This window comes from Streptomyces sp. NPDC094143, from assembly GCF_040303825.1.
GTDB lineage: Bacteria > Actinomycetota > Actinomycetes > Streptomycetales > Streptomycetaceae > Streptomyces.
Map to the genome: position 1 here is coordinate 1 of NZ_JBEOTZ010000070.1, position 19,378 is coordinate 19,378.

General features: G+C 67.5%; 19 protein-coding genes and 4 pseudogenes. 11 read left to right on the top strand and 12 right to left on the bottom strand.

The genetic code is table 11. From position 1 onward, the window contains the following. Nucleotides 1–111: 111 nt before the first annotated feature. A pseudogene (locus ABTZ58_RS38240) lies at nt 112–982 on the top strand (IS5 family transposase). Between the two features lie 15 nt (nt 983–997). Here the strand turns inward: ABTZ58_RS38240 and ABTZ58_RS38245 are convergent. Then, nucleotides 998–1,927: pseudogene (locus ABTZ58_RS38245) on the bottom strand (IS481 family transposase). Between the two features lie 1,199 nt (nt 1,928–3,126). Here ABTZ58_RS38245 and ABTZ58_RS38250 point away from each other — a divergent pair. Next, nucleotides 3,127–3,291 (top strand): hypothetical protein, encoded by a 165-nt coding sequence (locus ABTZ58_RS38250; protein ID WP_351367541.1) that lies wholly within the window; start codon nt 3,127–3,129, stop codon nt 3,289–3,291. Between the two features lie 138 nt (nt 3,292–3,429). Here the strand turns inward: ABTZ58_RS38250 and ABTZ58_RS38255 are convergent, their stop codons facing one another. From ABTZ58_RS38255 to ABTZ58_RS38270, 4 genes and pseudogenes are all read right to left on the bottom strand, one after another. Beyond that, nucleotides 3,430–3,783: a phospholipase D-like domain-containing protein gene (locus ABTZ58_RS38255; protein ID WP_351367544.1), complete on the bottom strand. Its 354-nt coding sequence runs from the start codon at nt 3,781–3,783 to the stop codon at nt 3,430–3,432. 206 nt (nt 3,784–3,989) lie between these two features. Continuing rightward, entirely contained in the window at nt 3,990–4,289 is a 300-nt protein-coding gene (locus ABTZ58_RS38260) for a phospholipase D-like domain-containing protein (protein WP_351367594.1), read from the bottom strand. 99 nt (nt 4,290–4,388) lie between these two features. Next, a pseudogene (locus tag ABTZ58_RS38265) lies at nt 4,389–5,158 on the bottom strand (transposase). A gap of 78 nt (nt 5,159–5,236) precedes the next feature. After that, entirely contained in the window at nt 5,237–5,566 is a 330-nt protein-coding gene (locus tag ABTZ58_RS38270) for a winged helix-turn-helix transcriptional regulator (protein ID WP_351367547.1), read from the bottom strand. 180 nt (nt 5,567–5,746) lie between these two features. Here ABTZ58_RS38270 and ABTZ58_RS38275 point away from each other — a divergent pair, with 180 nt between their 5' ends. Beyond that, the gene (locus ABTZ58_RS38275) at nt 5,747–6,637 is read left to right on the top strand and encodes an NAD(P)-dependent oxidoreductase (RefSeq protein WP_351367549.1); all 891 of its coding nucleotides are present in this window, start codon (nt 5,747–5,749) and stop codon (nt 6,635–6,637) included. 578 nt (nt 6,638–7,215) lie between these two features. Here ABTZ58_RS38275 and ABTZ58_RS38280 read toward each other — a convergent pair. The 4 genes from ABTZ58_RS38280 to ABTZ58_RS38295 all read right to left on the bottom strand — a co-directional run bounded on the left by ABTZ58_RS38280 (nt 7,216) and on the right by ABTZ58_RS38295 (nt 10,695). Then, the gene (locus ABTZ58_RS38280; protein ID WP_351367552.1) at nt 7,216–7,680 is read right to left on the bottom strand and encodes a hypothetical protein; all 465 of its coding nucleotides are present in this window, start codon (nt 7,678–7,680) and stop codon (nt 7,216–7,218) included. Between the two features lie 168 nt (nt 7,681–7,848). Next, on the bottom strand, nt 7,849–8,196 hold the full coding sequence (locus ABTZ58_RS38285; protein ID WP_351367555.1) for a hypothetical protein: 348 nt from the start codon (nt 8,194–8,196) through the stop codon (nt 7,849–7,851). Nucleotides 8,197–8,477: 281 nt separating this feature from the next. Beyond that, the gene (locus ABTZ58_RS38290) at nt 8,478–9,404 is read right to left on the bottom strand and encodes a hypothetical protein (protein WP_351367558.1); all 927 of its coding nucleotides are present in this window, start codon (nt 9,402–9,404) and stop codon (nt 8,478–8,480) included. Between the two features lie 214 nt (nt 9,405–9,618). Continuing rightward, the gene (locus tag ABTZ58_RS38295) at nt 9,619–10,695 is read right to left on the bottom strand and encodes a S1 family peptidase (protein ID WP_351367561.1); all 1,077 of its coding nucleotides are present in this window, start codon (nt 10,693–10,695) and stop codon (nt 9,619–9,621) included. A gap of 141 nt (nt 10,696–10,836) precedes the next feature. Between ABTZ58_RS38295 and ABTZ58_RS38300 the strand changes: the two genes are divergently transcribed. From ABTZ58_RS38300 to ABTZ58_RS38320, 5 genes are all read left to right on the top strand, one after another. After that, a complete protein-coding gene (locus ABTZ58_RS38300; protein WP_351367564.1) occupies nt 10,837–11,061 on the top strand; it encodes a hypothetical protein in 225 nt (74 codons plus the stop codon). Between the two features lie 264 nt (nt 11,062–11,325). Then, entirely contained in the window at nt 11,326–11,838 is a 513-nt protein-coding gene (locus ABTZ58_RS38305; protein WP_351367567.1) for a hypothetical protein, read from the top strand. A gap of 379 nt (nt 11,839–12,217) precedes the next feature. Further along, on the top strand, nt 12,218–12,874 hold the full coding sequence (locus ABTZ58_RS38310; RefSeq protein WP_351367570.1) for an HNH endonuclease family protein: 657 nt from the start codon (nt 12,218–12,220) through the stop codon (nt 12,872–12,874). 624 nt (nt 12,875–13,498) lie between these two features. Further along, on the top strand, nt 13,499–13,696 hold the full coding sequence (locus ABTZ58_RS38315) for a hypothetical protein (protein ID WP_351367573.1): 198 nt from the start codon (nt 13,499–13,501) through the stop codon (nt 13,694–13,696). 296 nt (nt 13,697–13,992) lie between these two features. Continuing rightward, on the top strand, nt 13,993–14,253 hold the full coding sequence (locus ABTZ58_RS38320; protein WP_351367576.1) for a hypothetical protein: 261 nt from the start codon (nt 13,993–13,995) through the stop codon (nt 14,251–14,253). Between the two features lie 226 nt (nt 14,254–14,479). Here ABTZ58_RS38320 and ABTZ58_RS38325 read toward each other — a convergent pair whose 3' ends face one another. Beyond that, a complete protein-coding gene (locus ABTZ58_RS38325) occupies nt 14,480–14,677 on the bottom strand; it encodes a hypothetical protein (RefSeq protein WP_351367579.1) in 198 nt (65 codons plus the stop codon). 118 nt (nt 14,678–14,795) lie between these two features. Between ABTZ58_RS38325 and ABTZ58_RS38330 the strand changes: the two genes are divergently transcribed. Both ABTZ58_RS38330 and ABTZ58_RS38335 read left to right on the top strand, forming a co-directional pair. Next, a complete protein-coding gene (locus tag ABTZ58_RS38330) occupies nt 14,796–16,580 on the top strand; it encodes a helix-turn-helix domain-containing protein (protein WP_351367582.1) in 1,785 nt (594 codons plus the stop codon). Nucleotides 16,581–16,685: 105 nt separating this feature from the next. Continuing rightward, the gene (locus ABTZ58_RS38335) at nt 16,686–16,979 is read left to right on the top strand and encodes a hypothetical protein (protein ID WP_351367585.1); all 294 of its coding nucleotides are present in this window, start codon (nt 16,686–16,688) and stop codon (nt 16,977–16,979) included. A 204-nt stretch (nt 16,980–17,183) separates the two neighbouring features. Here ABTZ58_RS38335 and ABTZ58_RS38340 read toward each other — a convergent pair whose 3' ends face one another. Continuing rightward, on the bottom strand, nt 17,184–17,981 hold the full coding sequence (locus ABTZ58_RS38340; RefSeq protein WP_351367588.1) for a hypothetical protein: 798 nt from the start codon (nt 17,979–17,981) through the stop codon (nt 17,184–17,186). A 519-nt stretch (nt 17,982–18,500) separates the two neighbouring features. Between ABTZ58_RS38340 and ABTZ58_RS38345 the strand changes: the two genes are divergently transcribed. Continuing rightward, nucleotides 18,501–19,157 carry an HNH endonuclease family protein gene (locus ABTZ58_RS38345; RefSeq protein WP_351367591.1) on the top strand — a complete coding sequence of 219 codons (657 nt, stop codon included), beginning with the start codon at nt 18,501–18,503 and terminating at the stop codon, nt 19,155–19,157. An 85-nt stretch (nt 19,158–19,242) separates the two neighbouring features. Here the strand turns inward: ABTZ58_RS38345 and ABTZ58_RS40395 are convergent. Continuing rightward, nucleotides 19,243–19,378: pseudogene (locus ABTZ58_RS40395) on the bottom strand (oxidoreductase); the annotation flags it as partial.

Below are 19,378 nucleotides of genomic sequence, written 5' to 3' on the forward strand. Positions count from 1 at the left end.
CAGTTGGCGGAGCGAACCTTCACAGTCACGGCCGGCACCCGCAACGACTGCACCCAGGCCGAGACGGTCATCGACAAGATCCGCGTCACCCGGCCCGGACCGGGACGGCATTTGGATCGGTCGGTCGTTGGTCCGGGTGTGCCGTTAACTGATGCGCAATGGGCGCGGATCGAGCCGTTGCTCCCGGACCGGACGCCGAAGCGGGGTGGTCGCTGGCGTGACCATCGTGAGGTGATCGACGCGATCGCTTACGAGTTCCAGACCGGAACGCAGTGGGTTCACCTGCCGGAAAGTACGGCAATTGGCGAGGCTCTACAACCGGCTGCGGATGCGGGCCGTCGATGGCACCTGGGAGCGAGTGTTCACCGCTCTGGTGGCCCAGGCCGACGCGGAAGAGGACCTCAACTGGGCCGTCTCGGTCGACTCCACGATCGTGCGGCCCACCAGCACGCGGCCAGAGCCCGCAAAAGGAGGCCCCGGCCCGGCGAACCCGGCGACCACGCCATCGGCCGCTCCCGCGGCGGACTGACCACAAAGATCCACCTCGCCGTCGATGCCCGCTGCCGGCCGCTGGCGTTCGTTCTCACCGCAGGCCAGGCCGGTGATGCACCTGCCTTCACCGAGGTCATGGCCCGCCTACGCGTTCCCCGTCCGGGAGGGCGGCCTGTACCAGGCCGGACTTGGTCCTGGCCGACAAGGCGTACTCCCCCCCCGCGCGATCCGCGAGCACCTGCGCAAGCGCGGCATCCGGGCAGTGATCCCCGTCCCCGCTGACCAGCGGGCACACCGGCTGCGTCGGGGCAGCCGCGGTGGCAGGCCATTGGCCTTCGACCGCGAGACCTATAAGCAGCGCAACACCGTCGAGCGGTGCATCAACCGTTTGAAACAGTGGCGAGGCATCGCCACCCGCTACGAGAAGACCGCCACCGTCTACCAGGCCGGACTCCACATCGCGGGCATCTTCCTCTGGTCCGCCCGATGACCCAAACTAAACGGCCTAGGTGTCCTGTTCGGACAGGTTGGTGACGCGGCTGGCTGGTGGGTGGCCGCTGATGCCGGTGTGGGGGGTGGTAGTTGTACCAGTTCAGCCAGTCGGCGAACGCGGCCTGGCGTTCGGTGTCTGAGGTGTAGGGCCGCTGGTAGGCCCATTCGTCGAACAGGGTGCGGTGGAAGCGTTCGACCTTGCCGTTGGTTTGCGGTCGCCAGGGACGCGTCCAGCGTGGGCTGATGCCCAGCTGATGGCAGGTGTCGCGCCAGGTGTTTTGGTGTAGGCCCAGGCGTTGTCGGTCAGCACCCGCTCGACGGTCACGCCGCATGCGGCGAACCAGGCGACTGCTCGTCGCAGGAAGGCCGCGCAGGTGGAGGCCTTCTCGTCGGGCAGGTAGGCGAGCCGCGAGTGATCGTCCAGGGCGGTGTGCAAGTAGGCGTATCCGGTGCCGGTGCGGCGGTTCTGGTTGGCCCGGTCGGCTGCCCGGCCGAGGACCTTGTGGCCGCCGCCGTCGGGGATGCGGCCGAGCTTTTTGACGTCGACGTGGAACAGTTCGCCGGGCCGGGAGCGCTCGAAGCGGCGGACGGGTTCCCTGGTGGCGCGGTCGGTGGCGGCCAGCGCCGGAAGGCCGTGCCGGTTGAGGATGCGGTGAGCGGTGGAGGCGGCGATGTTACAGCGGGCGGCCAGCCGGAGGGGGCCGATGCGGTGTTCCCGCCGCAGCCGCAGGACCTGCTGCTCGACTGCGGCCGGCGTCTGGCGCGGGCTGTGGTGCGGGCGGCTGGAGCGATCGCGCATGCCGGCCTCGCCCAGATGCCGGTAGCGGCCGGCCCAGCGGGCGGCGGTGGTGTGACTGACCTGGAAGCGTTCCGCGGCCCGCCGCAGCGGCCAGCCGTCGTCCACGACACACCGAACCCACAAGGCGCTCACCCGTTCAAGCACCCAGCCCGCGTGTCACCAACGTCCCGGGACAGCCACAGAATACGATTCGCCCAAAATAAGATGACTTCTTAAGCATCCTTACAGGACTCGACTTTGCTCACTTTCGCGTCGATGCCGACAACTCCCATTTTCGACACTCTGGCCTCGTGGAAAAATTTTGGCGCCTCCCCTTTCTTCAGGGAAGATTCTGTACGCAACCATTCCACCCCCTTGGTGTCGGTAAAATGCATGGAAGTGGGCTCCCAGAGGCCTTCTAGATTGGCAAGCGTTGACGGCTTCTCGCCCTCGGCCTGAACGAACCCAAGCGTCAGGTTGGAGTCTTGGTACTCGATGTGAGTGCAGGGAGGGAGGCTCCTCAAGGAGATAATCCATATCTCACTCTGAATATCATTCTGAATATTTTTTGTCGGTAATTTCAATGGCAATATCCACGTATGGCACTGGGTCGGGTGACCTATTTAGCACGTGGAGAGCCGTCGACCCGTCACCGGCGGAGGTAAGAGCTCCCGTGCCACCCCACTCAAAGGCCGAGCCGCCGCCGCCCCAGTACGTCACCCTCGCTGCTTGGCTCCGAACTTGTCTGGCTTCTTCATCGCGGGACTGGGACAGTTGGTCCTTTGCTATCTGCTGGCTCCAGTAAGTAGCGACTGCCTGGGCCCATAGCCCTCCGACGGCAGCAATTGCTGCGAGCGCTGCCCCTGTGAGCGTGATGACGTGCGTCCAGCCAATCCACCGCACTGGTGAGGGTTCGGCGTCGGACGTTGGCTTGGGAGGATCCTCGCGCAGTCGGGGTCGGATACGGCCCGGAGCTGTCCGTTGCCGTGCAGTGCGTAATCGATCTTGTCTGTACGGTCGGGTGGCCACTGGTTTCCCCCAATGCGTCAAAGGCGTCTACCGCGATCCTGCATGAGCCTCCTTCGTTCCGTGACCTCTTTGGACGAAGTAGTCTGACTCGCGAGGTGGAAGCGCAGGTCCAGCAGCAGTCACGCCAGAATCCGAATCTGTTGCCTGGCCGAGCATGCCGACAGCCGTGACGGGCTGGCGGGCCCTTCGGAAGCTCTATTGATCCGAAACGGTTTCGGTTCTGGGGCGTTGGTGGTGTGTGAGCGATCTGGTGGGGGACGCGCGGCATCTGTCGCCGTCGGCGCAGGAGGCCCTGCGGCTGCGGGCGGTGGCCGCGCTGGTGACGGGGTGGGGCCGTGAGGACGTGGATGCGTCCGCGTGGCAAGCCGGTCGGGGTGCACCAGCGATGCATCAACCGCCTGAAGCAGTGGCGAGGCATCGCCACCCGCTATGAGAAGACCGCCACCATCTACCTGGCCGGACTCTACATCGCGGGCATCATCCTCTGGTCCGCCCGATGATCCAAACGAAACTGCCTAGCTCAGGAGGGCGGGGCTCTGGGGCGCATGGTCGTGGGCTGGCGAGCCGACGGACGCGGCGGTCATCCTCAGGAGTGGCATGACCGCCGCGTTCACTTCGTTGCCGCCGTCGCTGTTCGGTCAGTCGGACGAACCGTCGGAACTGCCGTCACCGGCCCCGTCACAGGCGTTGCTGCCGGCCCAGAGTGTCTTGAACTGCTCGACGTACTGGTTGGTGACCCAATCGTTGATGACTCGGAGCATGGCGTCGTTGGAATCGTGGGCCGAGTTCGCAGTGAGGTTGTAGGAGCCCGTGAAGACGGCCTTGCGCCAACTCCCGGCGTAGTAGGCGTCGATCAGCATGAGCTTGTTGTGGTTGTAGCCGTCGCAGTGGTAGTTGATGCCCGCTGCCTTCAGAGTCTCGGCTCCCTCCTGCTTCTGGATGAGGGCCTTGACGTCACAGCCGAGGTCCTTCAGATGCTTGAGTTGGCCCACGATGTCGGCCGCATAGGGGGAGGAGTCTATGAGGCTTGCGCCAGCCAGACACGGTCGTTGTCGGGCGCGTCGCACGAGGTGACATTGCCCAGCACATCCTTCACCCGAGTGCTTTCGGGCTGGGGGTAAAAGTAGGCCTTGGAGAGATCGCTGCTCCCGTCGTAAGTCCTCTTCGCGTTGGAGTCCCAGTCGACGCCATCATAGTTTCAGCTCTCGCTGTACATGCGGCGCCAGTAGTTCAGGTAGGCGGAAAACAGCGCCGCGTCGTCCCGGACGATCAACATGTTCTGCGCATGCTGCGCCTGCGTCTCACCCACATTACTGGAGGACTGGAGGACCAGTTGGGTATCCCCCTTTTTGATCAGGAAGAACTTGTTATGCATCGCTCCCGGATCGGTCCCGTCGTACACACATGCCTGACCGCACTTGTTGAGGTCTATGTTCGCGCCGTCGAGGACGGCTTCCACGTTCGAATCGATCGTGTCGACCACGACCCGCACGCTCACACCGGCGTTGGCGGCATCCGCCAGCGCGTTGGCTAAGGGCTGTCCCGCAAACAATCTTCTATGGGTTGAGGGCGCGGTGGCTGACTGTGGGCCGTGCTCTTACTCCGTGAGGACGAGGTTGTGCAGGCGTGCGATGCCGCGCATGGCGTGGTGGACTCCGTCGCCTTTGAGGCGGCAGTCGCGGAGGATCTTCCAGCCCTTCATGCGTGCGAAGGTGTGCTCGACCCGGGCGCGAACCTTGCGGTGCGAGGCGTTGTGTTCTTCTTTCCACGCCGGCAGTTCGGTCTGGCCGCGCTCGCGGCGATGCGGGATGAGCGAACCGGTGCCTCGGTAGCCGCCGTCGGCGATCACTGTGGTCCCGCCGACGGCGTCCTTGGCGCCGGACATCTCCCACGCTTTGCAGTCGTTGCGGTTGCCGGGCAGCGGGCGACCGACCACGACGACGCGCCGACTGTCGGCGTCGATCACTACCTGGTGGTTAGTGGAGTACCGATAGTTCTTGGACTGCTGGGCCACCTCGTGGTCACGGGTGGGCACCAGGGTGCCGTCCACGATCAGCACGGTGTCCTTGGAGAACCGGCGTCGCGGCCGCAGGGACATCAGTGGGCCGAGGTGGTCGATGATCCGGTCTGCCGCGGACTTCGAGATACCGAATAGCAGGGCCAGTTGGCGCATGGTCAGATTGGTGCGCCAGTAAGCGGCTACCAGCAGCACTCGGCCCTCCAGCGGAAGGCTCCATGGCCGTCCCCGCCGCACCTCGTCGGCGCCTTCCCTGCGTAGGGCGGCAACGAGCTTGTTGGAACTGCGCGGCTCATCCCGGTGAACGGGGTTATCCAGGACGGCTCTGATGCCGTGATCACTCCTGCCACGACCAGGATGGTCCCACTTCGAGATCACTTACAAGGTGCCCGTTGAAGCAGCGCCGATCCCGACTGCCTGCTGTCGGGTCACGGGACGGCCTCGAGACGCTCCATGTGTTCCTCGCCCCACTGGCCGAGTGGGCCGAGAGCGGCGATGAGCGAGTGGCCGAAGTCGGTCAGTGAGTACTCCACCTTGGGTGGGACCTGGTGATGGACCTCGCGGTGCACCAGGCCGCTGGCCTCCAGTTCCCGCAGTTGCAGGATCAGCATCCGTTCACTGATACCGGACACTGTCCGGCGCAACTCGCCGAAGCGCAGCGGGCCTTCGCCGAGCCAGAACAGGATCAGCCCCTTCCATTTCCCTCCCATGACGTCGATGGCAGCGTCCAGCCCGCAGGTATAGCTCCGCCTCTTCATCAGCACTCCCCCTAACAAAAATGTGGGTACCAGACAAAATTGTAGGTACTTGCAGAAGTGTCGGTACGCCCAAAGGATGGAGCGGGCATCCCACTGGGATCGCGACAACTGCGGTTGGCTGAACTGCGTTTGACGTCGCCTCAGGCGCTCAGGAAGATCCGTCTCTGACAGGAGCAACGCATGACCGGGCAACACCGCACTCCCGTGACCGTCGTCGGACTGGGCTCGATGGGCAGCGCACTGGCTGAGGCCTTTATCGACGCCGGACACCCGACCACCGTCTGGAACAGGACTCCGTCGAAGGCGGCGCCGCTCGTGTCCAAGGGTGCCGTTCACGCGCACACGATGGACGAGGCGATCGCGGCGAGTCCGCTGGTCATCGCATGCCTGACCACATTTGAAAACACCATCGAGGCCCTCGAACCGGTCGCTGCCGGGCTCAAGGGGCGGGCACTTGTAACCCTGAACAGCGGTTCACCAGCAGGGGCCCGCCAGATGGCGGAGTTGGCGCTTGGGCGCGGAGCACGCTACCTCGGTGGAGCGATCAAGAACGTGCCGTCTGCCGTGGGCGCCGAAGACACCCTCCTGTACTACGGCGGCGACAACAGCGTCTTCGAGGAGTTCGCTTCGACGCTGCGGGTGCTGGGTGGCGACACTGTCTACCTCGGTGCCGACGCCGACCTCGCCGCCCTGTACGAAATGGCGGTGGGCGGCACCCTGCTGCCCGCGCTCGTGGGTTTCTTCCAGGGCGCGGCAGCAATGCAGGCCCGTGGCCTCACGGCGGCCTCGATGGTTCGGTTCAGCATCAAGTGGTTCGAAATGATCAACTCGGTCCTGCCGGTCTTCGCCGAGGAGATTGACAGCGGCGATTACAGCAAGACCGCCTCCTCCGTAAACCTCTTCCTGGCCGGAGCCGCCCATGACGAGGAACTCGGCAAGGAAGCGAACCTCGACGTGGGTTGGCACAAGCCCTTCCATGACCTGCTCGAGCGCGCGGTCGAAGCCGGCCACGGCGACCACAGCATCTCTGCCCTGACAGAGATCCTCAAGAAGCCTGTGCAGACCGGATAGCCCAGGACGGCACACCATTGCATGGGAAGCGGGCCAATCAACCAGCTCCCTGGACCACAGGCGGACACGCTCAATTGCGGCAGCCTGCGTGAAGCCAACGCCAGTACCCGGACTGCTTCGCCGGGTAGCATGTATCCCGACAAACATCCTCTTTGTCGCCACGCTCGGCACCCAAAACGTTCGCTGAGACGAAGACCATCGCTGCTGTGCACCACCGGCTCAGTTACGGGACACCCTTTTAGGTTCGCCGTAGCTGCCTGATCACAGATGGTGAGGTACCGGTGGGAACAGAACAAGAGGCCCTGACCGTGCCCGCTGGGGAGAGCGCCATGGCGCTGTGCTGCTCCCCCCCTCTACGGTTCCGCGATCGCGCCGGCCAGGGAGTCTAGGAGCTCGCCCGAAGGTGATCTTCTCGCCGTCGTAGTGGAAGGTCATGGCGGCGGCGAGTGCTTCACACCGGTCGGTGCTGCGCCCGCAGTGGTCCAGCAAAATCTCCAGGGCGACTTCGGGTTCGTGGCGGGCAAGGATTTCGTCGGTGGGGATCTGGCGCAGGTGCTCCAGGGTGCAGTAGCGGGACTTCACAACGGCGCGGTAGACCTCGGAGCGGGAGAGGATCTCACCGGCGGCGGGGGAGTCGAGCCAGGACTGCAGAAGGGCCGCGGGGTCGGGGTGCTTGCCGAGTTCATCGTCGTCCACAGCACCCACACCACACCGTCGTCTTCGTCTTCGGGTACCGGGACGGCGGCCGCCGCGGCCAGGAACCAGTCGGGCCCGCCGGCCTTCTCGGCGATCCAGGCCAGTTCGGCTGGGGGTAGCCCGTTTAGGACGTCCGTAACGGCAGTGTGCGGGGTATGCGGGTTGGTGACCAGTGCCTGGACCCGGCGGTGCTCGTAGTGGCGTTCCAGGAGCCGGGCCGGACGGTCGTGGTCGGGATCTGTGTTGTCGATGATGCGGATCAGGGTCCGGCTCGGCGTGGGGGCGGCCAGGTGCGGGTTGTTGTGGACGCGGTTGGCGATGTGGTGCAGGGTCCGGCGGGTGGTCACCTGCGGGTTGGGTAGGTCGGCCAGCTCGGGCAAACACACGGCCAGAAGGCAGGCGAGCAGCAGTTCCTCGCCGCTGACACCGTCTCCCAGCCCTCTTCGGGCTCCGGGGTGGAGCAGGTACGCGGCGAGCGGTGTGAGGCAGGCTTCCAGGACGGCGTCGAACAGTTCCTACGGCACGGGCGGGGACGGCGCGGCGCCCTTGGTGCGGGTGTAGCGGTCGGGATCCCAGTCCCGGATGACCTGTTCCAGCTCGTGGCTGGGGAGGCGGGGCAATAGTGCGATGGCCGCCTCGACCTGGCCGGGGTGACGCGCCAGCGCAGAGACTAGCCCGGCCCAAGCCGGGCGGTGCCGCAGGATGACGGGCACGTCGGCGGCGGTCACGGTGCCGTCGGCCGCCAGGGCGACCAGCGTCTTGTCGTCGGCGTGCACCGGGAGTTGGCTGCGCCAGCAGCAGGCGGCCCGAACCGAGACGGCCGCGCCCACGCCGTGGTCGGACCGGCTCACCAGGCTTGCCACGCGTTCACTGGACGGCGGTACGACCGGGGCGGTGATGGCGTGAGCAGCTCAGCGGGGTTGACCTCGCGCGCCAGTCCCTGGTCGCGTCCGAGAGGCGGCAAGGAAGAACGGGGCCGCCCGGAAGGAGCAGCAGACCGCCGAGATGCGGGAGCTGGGCCGCCGCGCGTTTCCGGAGCCGGACGCCGTCCTGAGCAATGCGCCGGCTCCGATGGAGGCGACCCGGGCCCGCCGCCCTGCGGCGGGCCCGGCAAGAACGCGCTGCCCGGTGCGCCGGGACCGGTTCAGCTCCAGCTCGGCGAGGGACCGTTCGGCTCCCCATATGGCACCGGTCGACCGGTGAACGCGTCCAGGACGATACGGGTGCCAACCTGCCGAGCCAGTTCGACGGTCACGTCCTTGCCACTCATCTGACCGGTGCAGGGGCCTGTTTCCGCCCCGACAATGGATGCGGACAGTACTACGCTGCCACGCGTTTCCAGTACGTCCACGGCAGGGCCGTCGTCGCAGGATCCGTGGTTGGCCACCACGGTGATGGACTTTCCGTCTTCGGCTGTTTCGACCAGCCGTTGGAGCGACCACAGCTCACCGGAGGGAACACTTGCGGCCGGCTTAATCGGCGGTTCGGGAAGCCTGGACGGCTTGACGGCAACCCGTTTGAGCGGGGTGTCGTAGCCTTCCAGTGTGAACAGCCAGGCTGGAACGGTCGCCGGTCCGCGGGTGGTGACTAGGGTCATCTCGCCCAGACGCGCCCCCGGCACGATCAAGTGCGGGCCGGGGCTGTTGTCGCGGTCCAGGGCCTCGTACGCCTGCCGCGCTTCCATAAGCGGCAGATTGAGTGCGTCCCCGCTCTTCCATTGCACCCGCCCATCTCCTGGCGGGTCGGCAGGCAGTTCGCCGCGCAGGACAAAATTCTTGGCCTGGTAGGCGCGTTCATCGGCCGCGTTGCTCAGGCCGTTCTCTGGCAGTTGGACTGCTTCCCCCAACGGGTGATAGCCCTCACGCCACTCCGCTGCGGCCTTGGAGCCGTCCCATGCCTTGGCGACCTCGCGGGCACGGGCCTCTCGCTTCGGTGCCGTGGCGGCATCGCGCTTTTCCACGCCGCGGCTATCGCCGTTGTCGCTGCCGCAGGCGGTGATGGTGGCAGTTCCCACGGTGAACAGAAGAAGCGGGACAATCAGGTTGGCCCTGTGCATGATGTTGGTGGACATGGTCCCCCCGGGGACTGACGATGACGGGCGGAAGCTATGCGGTGAGCGCCGCAGGCGTATCAGTCCTCTGACGTGAGGGCCCAGGCCTGGGTTCGGTCCGGTCCGTTTGTGAGTCGTCTTCGTACCCGTATCATGACTGGACCACCGGAGTGCGGGATGCAGGCGGCGCCGTGGGGCCTGCACCGACCATCGCCAGTGCAGGCCGTGCGTGGCTTCAGTAGACGGCCAGGTTGTGGTCGATGAGTACCCTTTGCACGGGCTGAAACCAGCTGGCGCGGTCCGGCTGAGCGTCTGTGTCACCGCAGGGCTGGTCGGCATAGTTGCCACCGGATGTGATCCCCAAGGCGGTCGTCCCCGTGAACATAGCCCCGCCGCTGTCACCGAACATGTTGCAGAGGCTGGTCTCGATCATGTTGTAGAGGGTGACACCGTCCGTGTAGGTGGTGGTGCTCGGTTTGAGGACTATGCCGTCGAGATCCTGGCTTACAGTTCCGACCCGCTTCACCTTTTCCCCGTCCACAGCCCAGCGGGATCCTGCAATCTGAGGCTGACTGCCGTCCTTGTACTGGATCAGCCCGTATGCGGTGACATTCGGGTTGGTGTAGTCGATGATGGCGTAGTCGCTGGGCTCGTAATCCCAGTCGTTTGCCGTCCACACCGTGCCGAGCTTGACCTCGTTGCTGCGACGAACCCAGTCGTAGTGTCCGCCAAGTAGGCAGTGCCCAGCAGTGAGCAGGAACCTTTCCCCAGTGCTGGTGTCGCCGTCATTTGGGGTGACGTTGAAGGCTGAGCTGCAGTAGTAGCGAGTGTCCTGTTCCCAGGAAATGCCGATACCGCCGACCACAACGTCGGCAGTTCTCTCCAGTTCCCCTGAGCGCTGCTCGATGCGTACCGCGTCCCCGTGAATCGCAGCGACTCGCTCGATTCGGGCCCGATCGGCAGCGGACACCCCCTCGTAGATGTCGACGGAGACCTGGTTGCTGCTCGGATCGATGCCCCACGAAGTGTTGGGAATGCCCGCCAGTTGGTCAAGTTCGGAATGTACGTCGTCGAGTTCCGCCGCGCTGTGTGCGACTACCTTCGCTGTCCCGCCTGCGCTCCGAACCGACGCTGCGGCGGCCTCGTCAGTGACCGCGACCGTGAGGCGGCCGTCTTCGTAGTAGATGCCTGCGGTGCGGTCGTCGCCAAGCTTGGCGGCCAGCGCATCAGCCTTGGCAGGGTCCGTGAGCGGTGCCGGGGCTGCCTCCGCGGCAGGCGAGATGAGTGCCGCGAGGAGGCAGCCGATCACCATCGCAATTCCATTGCGTCCTATCCCACGTCTTCGCATGCATTCCTCCACCAACAGACAAAGAGCACGCCATCGGTGATCAACTAGGCTCCCGCGAGGGTATCTGCTACTGATTGCCAAGGCGTGAAAGAGAACCGACAACTCATGTGGCCCAACCGGAGGCTGGCGTGTTCACCACTACTTGATGCGGGAGCTGAGCCGCTGCGCGTTCCCCGGCCGGACGTCATCGCAGACGATGCGCTGGCCTCGATCGAGGCGCCCCAGTCGCAGCGCCGCCGCCAGGCCGCGGCCACCGAGGCCGCCGCCCTGCCCCGGGCCCGGCATGAGCGCGCGGCCCGGGAGTCCTGGACGCCCGCCGACGTCCTCTGACCCCCGCCTGCGCCCCGACGCCCTGCACGCACTCTCAACCCTGACATCTGTCAGGGACGCGACGCCCCAGGCGCGGTCTACGGTTCGAGGCGCTGGATCGGGGGCCTTCCGGCCACTACGGCAGCTTGGGCACGTACGACACGATCGCTCCGGTCGGGTGACCGTAGGGGTCATTGTGTCGACGTGACGGGGGTCCCAGCAGGCCGGCATCACGGCAGTGGTCCGATCTGTGGACGCCCTCAGCCCTTCGATCAAGGAGAAGAGATGCGCAGTATCCGCCGAATTTTCGGTGTGGGAGCAACCGCCCTCGTGCTCGGGGCAGGGCTCGTTACCGGTTCTGCCGGGACGGCTCAGGCAGCGGCGTCGGACTGCGCGGGAGGCGTGAACGGCTTCACCGACATTCCGGACAGTCTCAGCGGCCGCGGCGTGGCGGGGGCGGGGGCAGTGATAGCCGAGTTCGGCGGCCAGCCGTGGGCCATCGCCTCGTACGCGATGCACACCGGCACCGTCGGAGGCCGACAGATGGGGTGGGGCGTTCTGACCACCAGCTCCAGCACGTGGGGCCCCGGTGCCATCGGAATGGTCTGGATGGATGTCACCAACGACGGCAAGAAGTCGTGGATCCAGTGCGGCCCGTTCACTACGTCTGCGAGCGGAGCCAGGATCACGACCGCGGCCTATCCGACCAGCAGCTCGGCGAGTCGGGCCTTCCGCGTCTGCGCGCAGGTGACCAGTGCCTCCCCCCAGAGTGGCATCACCTGCACGCCCTGGTGGTAGTTCCCCGGGGAACAGTGGCCTGCTTGACTCTGTCGGGGATCTTGGAGTTTCTCGGTGCGGCGGCATGGTCATCGTGCATGCTCGGGTAGTTCCGATGACTGTGCTACGCGAGTGCCTCAGCCTGCCCGGCCCTGCTGGCGCGGGCTCGGCGTAGAGGCGCCGGAGGCTGGTCGGCGCGCAGGCGGGCCCTGGATGGTACCGGGTACCGACTGTTTCAGGGAGTCTCACCGGAACCGTCCCGCCACTGGATAGTGCGTAAGCACCGGGGCGGTGTTCCCGGACCGGGTGCTCGGCGGCCGGTATGACCTTTGCACTCACACGGGCGGCGCACTCGCGAAAGTGCTGATAGCGCCCCTCGTGGTGCCGTTATCACCGGTGCATGGTCAAAGCTGTGCTGCGCGGCCTGGCGGCCGCCCTCATCGTGTGGTCCACCACCGTCTCCTCTCCCGCCTACGCGGTGGAGAGCCTGCCGCTGCCGGAGGCCGTCGAGCGTCTGCCCCTGGGCACGGAATCCCGCGACGGCTACACCCGTAGCAGCTTCCGGCACTGGAACGCCGGCACCAACCCCACCGACGGCTGCCACACCCGCGCCGAAGTCCTCCTCCACGAAGCTGTCGAAGCACCCACCGTCGGTGCCAACTGCGCCCTGACCGGCGGAGCCTGGTTCTCCTACTACGACAACACGACGGTGACGTCCGCCTCCGGCCTGGACATCGACCACATGGTGCCCCTGGCTGAAGCCTGGGACAGCGGAGCCTCCGCCTGGAGCGCGCAGCGCCGCGAGGCCTACGCCAACGACCAGGGCCAGGAAGCGTCCTTGGTGGCGGTCACCGCCAGGTCGAACCGCAGCAAGGCCGACCAGGACCCCGCCCAGTGGCTACCGCCAACGGCCGAGGCGCACTGCCGCTACGCCGCCGAGTGGGTGGCCACCAAGCTGCGCTGGGGCCTGACGGCCGACGAGCCAGAGCTCGCGACGTTGCGCGACCTCGCCGGCGCCTGCCCTGACCGGCCGGTAACGTACGAGCCGGCTACGTAGCACCTCGCCCGGCGAGTGCTGCGGCTGCCAGGGTGTCGACGTAGATCTCGGCAAAGAGACCCGTGCCGGCTGCGTCCGTCACGGGCCTCTCACGTGGCCAGCCTCCCATGGAGCCCTGTAGTCGACCGGAGGCGGTCGACCTGACGGCGTTGCGGGCCTTTCGGGTGTCACCGCACGGACGGGGAAGCCCTCGACCTCACGGCCGACCGACTGCGCTGCCCCCAAGACGCGTTCACCAAGACGGCTGGCGCTTCCCGCGTCCGCGGGACCGGCACACCAAGCGAATGAAGCCGATGGAGCCCACCCGGCGCGCCAGCACGACCAGCGCACCCACCGCCTCCAGCAGCGCGACCATGCCATGGGCCGCGGGCCGGCCCCGGCCGCTGACCTCATCCACCGGGCGCGCAGATGAGAGCTGTCGGTACCGCGCGTTCGCGCAGGTGCCACACGATTTCGCTGTGGTCGGAGGGCTGACATCCCGTTGTGGCCGCTCTGCCCATGTGCCCCTTGCTGATGGGATGGACGCTACGGCCGCGGGCGGATATCGGGGCGCGCCGGTCCGGTTACGCGGCGGCCGGGCCGGGGCGGGCGCGGTCAGGGACCGACGTGATCCCCCCTAATCCAGTGCGTAAGCACCGCGCCCCCGCCGCCCGTGAGAGCGTCCGCGTCGACGGCGACACCGTCAAGATCGGCGCCTGGATCGCCAAGACCCGCACCAAGCACCGCTCCGGCCAGCTCCCCGACGACCATGTCCGTCTGGTTGCCGCGCTCTTCGACGGAGACTGGACGGCCGAGAACGCCACCCCGGCCGTCCTGGCGTAGCCGCTCCCGCAGACCCCATCGCCTCGCGAACCCGGTCCACGAGGCGTGCCGCGGTCCGTACCGTACGCGGAACGTGCAACGGGCCCCGCTGCACCAGGCGGTGACGGCCGCACCGTCGGTTCCCTCGGCGCCCGCGTGCTGTGGTGCCCGCCCCCGAAAGCCGGCCGGAGCCGGTGAGATCCCCCGTCCACCCGTGCCGCACCGGACGTCCTGACTGCGAGACGGCTGGCCGGAGCCGGACGCGGGTGTGTCACGTCCGGCGCCGCCGCGCTGCCCGGACGGGCATACTCCTGGGCATGAAACCGTCGCGCAGCAGCCTTCTGTACGCGGCGCTGACGTTGCTGATCGGCTGCTCGGGATGCGGCGGAATGTATGCGGGGTTCCTGCTGGGCGGCTCGTGGGCAGCGGCGGCCGGAGTGGCCGCAGGCACGGGGACGCTGCTCCTGTGCGCGAGGATCACGATCTCACTGTGCGGCCTGCGCACCAAGTCCCTCCTGGAGCGCATCGTGGTGGGCGACGGGAAGGTCGAGGCGACTGTTATCTCAGGTGTGGATTGAGTGTCAGGCATGTGAGGCAAGTGGCCTGCAGGCGGCATGCCTGACGGGTATCCGGGGGGTGTTCTGGCGCGTACGGCATGTTCGTGATGTACGCGCCGATCTCTTCGGTTTGGGCGTTTTCGACTGAAGCACCTTCCGCGAGGCGCGACGACCTGGAACGACAGTCCTCCAGGAGTGGTTCGGTACGGCCGTCGGTCTGCGGCCGGTGGGCTGGTTCGGGCGGAGGTCAGGTGAAGAGGGCGGCGAGTGCTCCTACCACCGCAGCGGTGAGGGTGATGACCGCGGCGAAGGCGGTGGCGGCTCGGGTGAGAGCGGCCGGGTAGGTGGCGCCGTCCAAGCGCGCGAGTTTGGCTGCGCCGGCGGCGGTCAGCAGCGCGATGACGATCACGAGTGCGGTGGTGAGGAGGGCGACGGCGACGGTCACGGCAGGCTCCCGGTTTACGAGATGGGGTGTCGTGGTCGAAAGTCGCGAAAACCCTGTTCGCCGGGGTTCGCCGGAGGAAGATGGCCACCGGCGAACACGGCTTTGCGGGGGCGAGCGGGTGCAGTACGAGCGGAACGGCAACGGTGACAATCCGGCGCTCACGGAGCTGCGCGGGAGGCTGAGCGACGGGCTGGCCCGCAACCGGATCAACAAGACGGAACTCGCCCGCCGGTCGGGGCTGGGGCGTACGACCGTGTCGGAGGCCTTCCAGAGCGACGGGCCGGTGCCCTCGGCGCACACGGTGGAGGCACTGGCCCGCGCGTTGAAGCTGCCGGTCGGGGAGTTGCTGGCCTTGCAGCGGGACGCGGACCGAGGCGGGGGAGCACAGCGGCCGGTGCCAGGCCGTCCGATCGGGCAGTGGGAGCCGCACGCTCTGGAAGTCCATCCGGTCGGGCCCAGCAGCATCGCTTCCGGCAGTGATGCGCCGGGGGCGCGGGTGCTGCCGGGGTACGTCAAGCGCCGGCATGACCTGGTGCTGGCAGAAGCGGTCCGGGACGCTGCCGCCGGCCGCAGCCGGATGGTGGTCCTGGCGGGCGGTTCGTCGACGGGCAAGACACGGGCGTGCTGGGAGGCTGTGCAGCCGCTCGCGGACATGGGGTGGAGGCTTTGGCATCCCTTCGATCCCACCCGCGCCGAGGCCGCTCTGGATGACCTGCACCGTGTCGCTCGTCGAACCGTGGTGTGGCTGAACGAAGCCCAGCACTACCTCGGCGACCGGAAGGCCGGGGAGCGCATCGCCGCCGCACTCCATGGCCTGCTCACCACCCCGGAGCGTGGTCCGGTGCTGGTGCTGGGCACCCTTTGGCCCGAGTACGCCGCCCGCTACACCGCCCTGCCCTCCCCAGGAGGGGAAGACCCGTACAGCCGGGTGCGGGAACTGCTGTCCGGCCGCACGCTGAGCGTCCCGGAGGCGTTCGACGCCCAGGCGCTGGCCACCGCGGCAGCCCTCGCCCGGGACGGTGACCGGCTCCTGGCCGATGCCCTCACCCGCGCCGGGACCGACGGGCGAGTGGCTCAGGACCTGGCCGGGGCCCCCGAGCTGCTCAACCGCTACGAACGGGCGACCCCTGGGGCCAGAGCTGTGCTGGAGGCGGCGATGGACGCGCGCCGCCTCGGTGTCGGCCTCCACCTGCCACAGGCCTTTCTCATCGACGCCGCCGCCGACTATCTCACCGACACCGACTACGACCAGCTCACCGAAGACTGGGCCGAACAGGCCTTCGCCGAACTCGCCGAACTGGTCCACGGCAAACAAGCCCCCCTGCGCAACACCACCCCCCGGCCCCGACGACGACCGCCCACGCCCTCCCCACCTGCCGACATCCCACCCCCGGCGACCGCTGGGCCGATGTTCCGGCTCGCCGACTACCTCGAACAACACGGCCGCATCACCCGCAGACCACTGTGTCCGCCCGCTTCCTTCTGGCACGCCGCCCTCACCCACCTCACCCACCCCGACGACCTGAACAACCTCACCCAGGCAGCCCAGGCCGGGCACCGCCTGCAATGGGCCCACCACCTCCGACACCGCGCCGCCGACCACGGCAGCACCGACGCCCTGTACAGCTTGGCCCAGATGAGGGAGAGGGCCGGGGACGGGGAGAGCGCCGAGCGCTTCGCCCAGCAGGCCGCTGCCCACGGCAGCACCGACGCCCTGATCCTCCTGGCCCAGATGCGGGAGGAGGCCGGGGACGGGGAGAGCGCCGAGCACCTCTACCGGCAGGCCGCCGACCACAGTACGGGCGGCCCTCAAGGGAGGGGGGTACGTCTCGATGGGTTCTTCGCAATGCGGTGGCCACACGGACTAGACCCAGATGGCAGGCCCACGCGGCCGTGGCAGTGATCCGCGTGCCACTGGTTTGACCGAACCACTTCCCGTAGGTGCCTAACGTGCCTGCACACGCCAAAAACCGCCTGACCTGCGCATACCAACAGATACACCCAGATAATGATGGCCGATGCCGTCCTGCGGGGGATCACGCTGTATGAAGCCGCGGTCTTCCCGCTCACTGACCAGGGAGCGAGCATCACCGAGCGGCAGGCCCGGCGCACCATCGCCTACCGGCTCGCCGCCCACGACGACCTGCCGGCCTCCGTGCGGGTCGCCGCCGCTGCAGCGCTGGAAGCCATCGACGAGGGCCGGGATACGCACCGCATACGGGCCGCGGTCAGCGCACTGAACCAAGCGGTGCGCGAGTGCCGGGCCGGTCACGTCGTCATCCGCGACGAGCAGACCTCCTGACCAGCCGCGGGTGCTGCTGGGCACGCGCCCGGCGACGCGACGGGCAGGGAGCCGGCACGCACCCCACGCTGCCCACGAGCAGCGTCCTGTGTACCGGCAGGCTACGGCCGCCTCCGACAGGCCATTCCAGTCTGAGCGGGGGCCGGTGGACGTTTCCAGGTCTCGCCGAGTCGGTCGTCGACCGGGGGCGTCGCACGCGGTCGCTCAGAGCGTGAGCACCGGTCGCGTGGAGAAGTTGTCGTACAGGCCCTCACCGTCGTCTCCGTGCACGAACTCGGCCGTCTCGGGGTTGCGGTTGGCGGTCGCCAGGGGGAGCCAGGCCAGCAGGTGGCCGTAGCCGCCGCACACCGACTCACCCCCGTCGCCGCCGTGGACCGCGGTGACATCGCTGGTCAGCTCGGCGCGGTAGGTGTCGTAGGCGATGCGCAGGCCGAAGGCGTTCAGTTCGTTGTGCGGGCCGGTGTCGTCTCCGTAGGGGATACGGTCGAGGGGACACTCCTCGCCCCACCGGAACAGGGTGTGGGACCCGGCGCCGCAGGCGTGTTCCCACTCGTCGGGGCTCGGCATCCGCAGACCACGGGCAATGAGGGCAGCCGGCATGTCGGCCGGGGGTTCAGTCAGGGTCTCGTCCTCCACGGCCATGAGGACGGTGTCCAGGTGAACGCTGCGGGGAGCGCTGAGGATCCGTGTGAGGTGGGTCCGCAGATCGGGCCCGTAACCGTAGCCCTGCTCCCGGCTTTCGGCGTAGTCGGCGGCCTGCTGTGCGGTCGGCTGCCAGGTGTTGAGGTCGAAGCCCAGGGACACCTGCCCTCCGGGTATCAGGGCGAACTCCTGCCCGTCCCGTTCGACCTTCACGCGGTGCAGCGGTGAACCGAGGTGCTCCGTGGCCTCGAAGAGTGACACCCGGCCGCCCACGTGGTCAGCGACATTCTGGGCGATCCGCCGGGCGGTGACCTCGTCGAAGGTCCGCCACAGGTCGAGAGTGAGATCAGCGAGCGACATGGCCGGCAGTGTGGCACGCGGCACTGACACAGCACCGAAAGACGAAAGCCGTCAGGCACGGGCACCTCGAAAACGCACTGCGTCGCAGCACCGTCGCCCACTGCGCCCGCCTCGGGCGGAGCGAAGCCCTTCGTGCGGGCGACCGAAGTCAGCGGCGGCCGCGACCCCATGCCTGCCCTGGACGAAAGCCAGAAAGTTGGCCCCACTAGAGCCCCAGGTCATCCCCAGGGCTTGTGGCCACGCCAATGCGTACATGGTCCCAACCAAGCCCCCTCCTGGCCGGACTCACTGGCGTCCGTGGCCCAGGGCAGGGAGTCGGCCAACACAGTGGTGTGCGCGGCGTAGTGGCCACGCCCAGGTCGCGTCGCGCTCGCGGCGCAGTCCCCGCCCCTGTGCCGCTACGCAGGGCTTGCGCGGTGCAGACACCACCCCAGCCCCGGTATGACCATTCCACCCACACGGGCGGCGCCCCAGGGAAAGTGCTGACTGCGCCCACCCCGGTGTCGCTATCACAGGTGCATGGTCAAGTCCGTGCTGCGCGGCCTCGCCGCTGCTCTCGTCATCCTGTCCGCCACCGTCTCCTCACCCGCCCACGCTGCAGAGACGCTGCCCCTGACAGAAGCGGTCGACAGACTCTCTACGGGTACGGAGTCGCGTGACGGCTACACCCGTGAGAGCTTCCGCCACTGGAACGCCGGCGACAACCCGGCCGACGGCTGCCACACCCGCGCCGAGGTCCTCATCCACGAAGCCGTTGAAGCACCGACCATCACAGCGAACTGCCGCATCGAGGGCGGGAGCTGGTTCTCCTACTACGACGGCGTCACCGTGGCGTCGGCATCCGGCCTGGACATCGACCACATGGTGCCCCTCGCCGAAGCCTGGGACAGTGGAGCATCGGCCTGGACCGCGCAGCGTCGCGAGGCCTACGCCAACGACCAGGGCCAGGAGGCATCGCTGGTCGCGGTCACCGCCCGCTCCAACCGCAGCAAAGCCGACCAGGACCCCGCCCAGTGGCTCCCGCCCGCGGCCGACGCCCACTGCCGCTACGCCGCGGAGTGGGTGGCCACCAAACTCCGCTGGAGCCTGACCGCAGACGAAGCCGAGCTGGCGGCCCTGCACGAACTGGCCGACAACTGCCCGGCGCCTAACGTCGACTACGAGCAGGCCTCGTAAGCAGCTGCACCGTCAAAGCGAGTGTCGGATCGCGTCGAAGATTTCAGTAGCGCACGATTCTTTTCAGTGCGTCCTTCGGTAGCGCACCGGAAATTTCAGTTATCTGAGCCACTACGACCTGGTGTGCACCGACGCCGCCCGCGATGAGCACGGCGTCGGGCCGGGTGCGGTGCAGGGCGGTGAAGGCGCCGTAAGGGCCCTCGGCGAAGACGCGGGTGCCG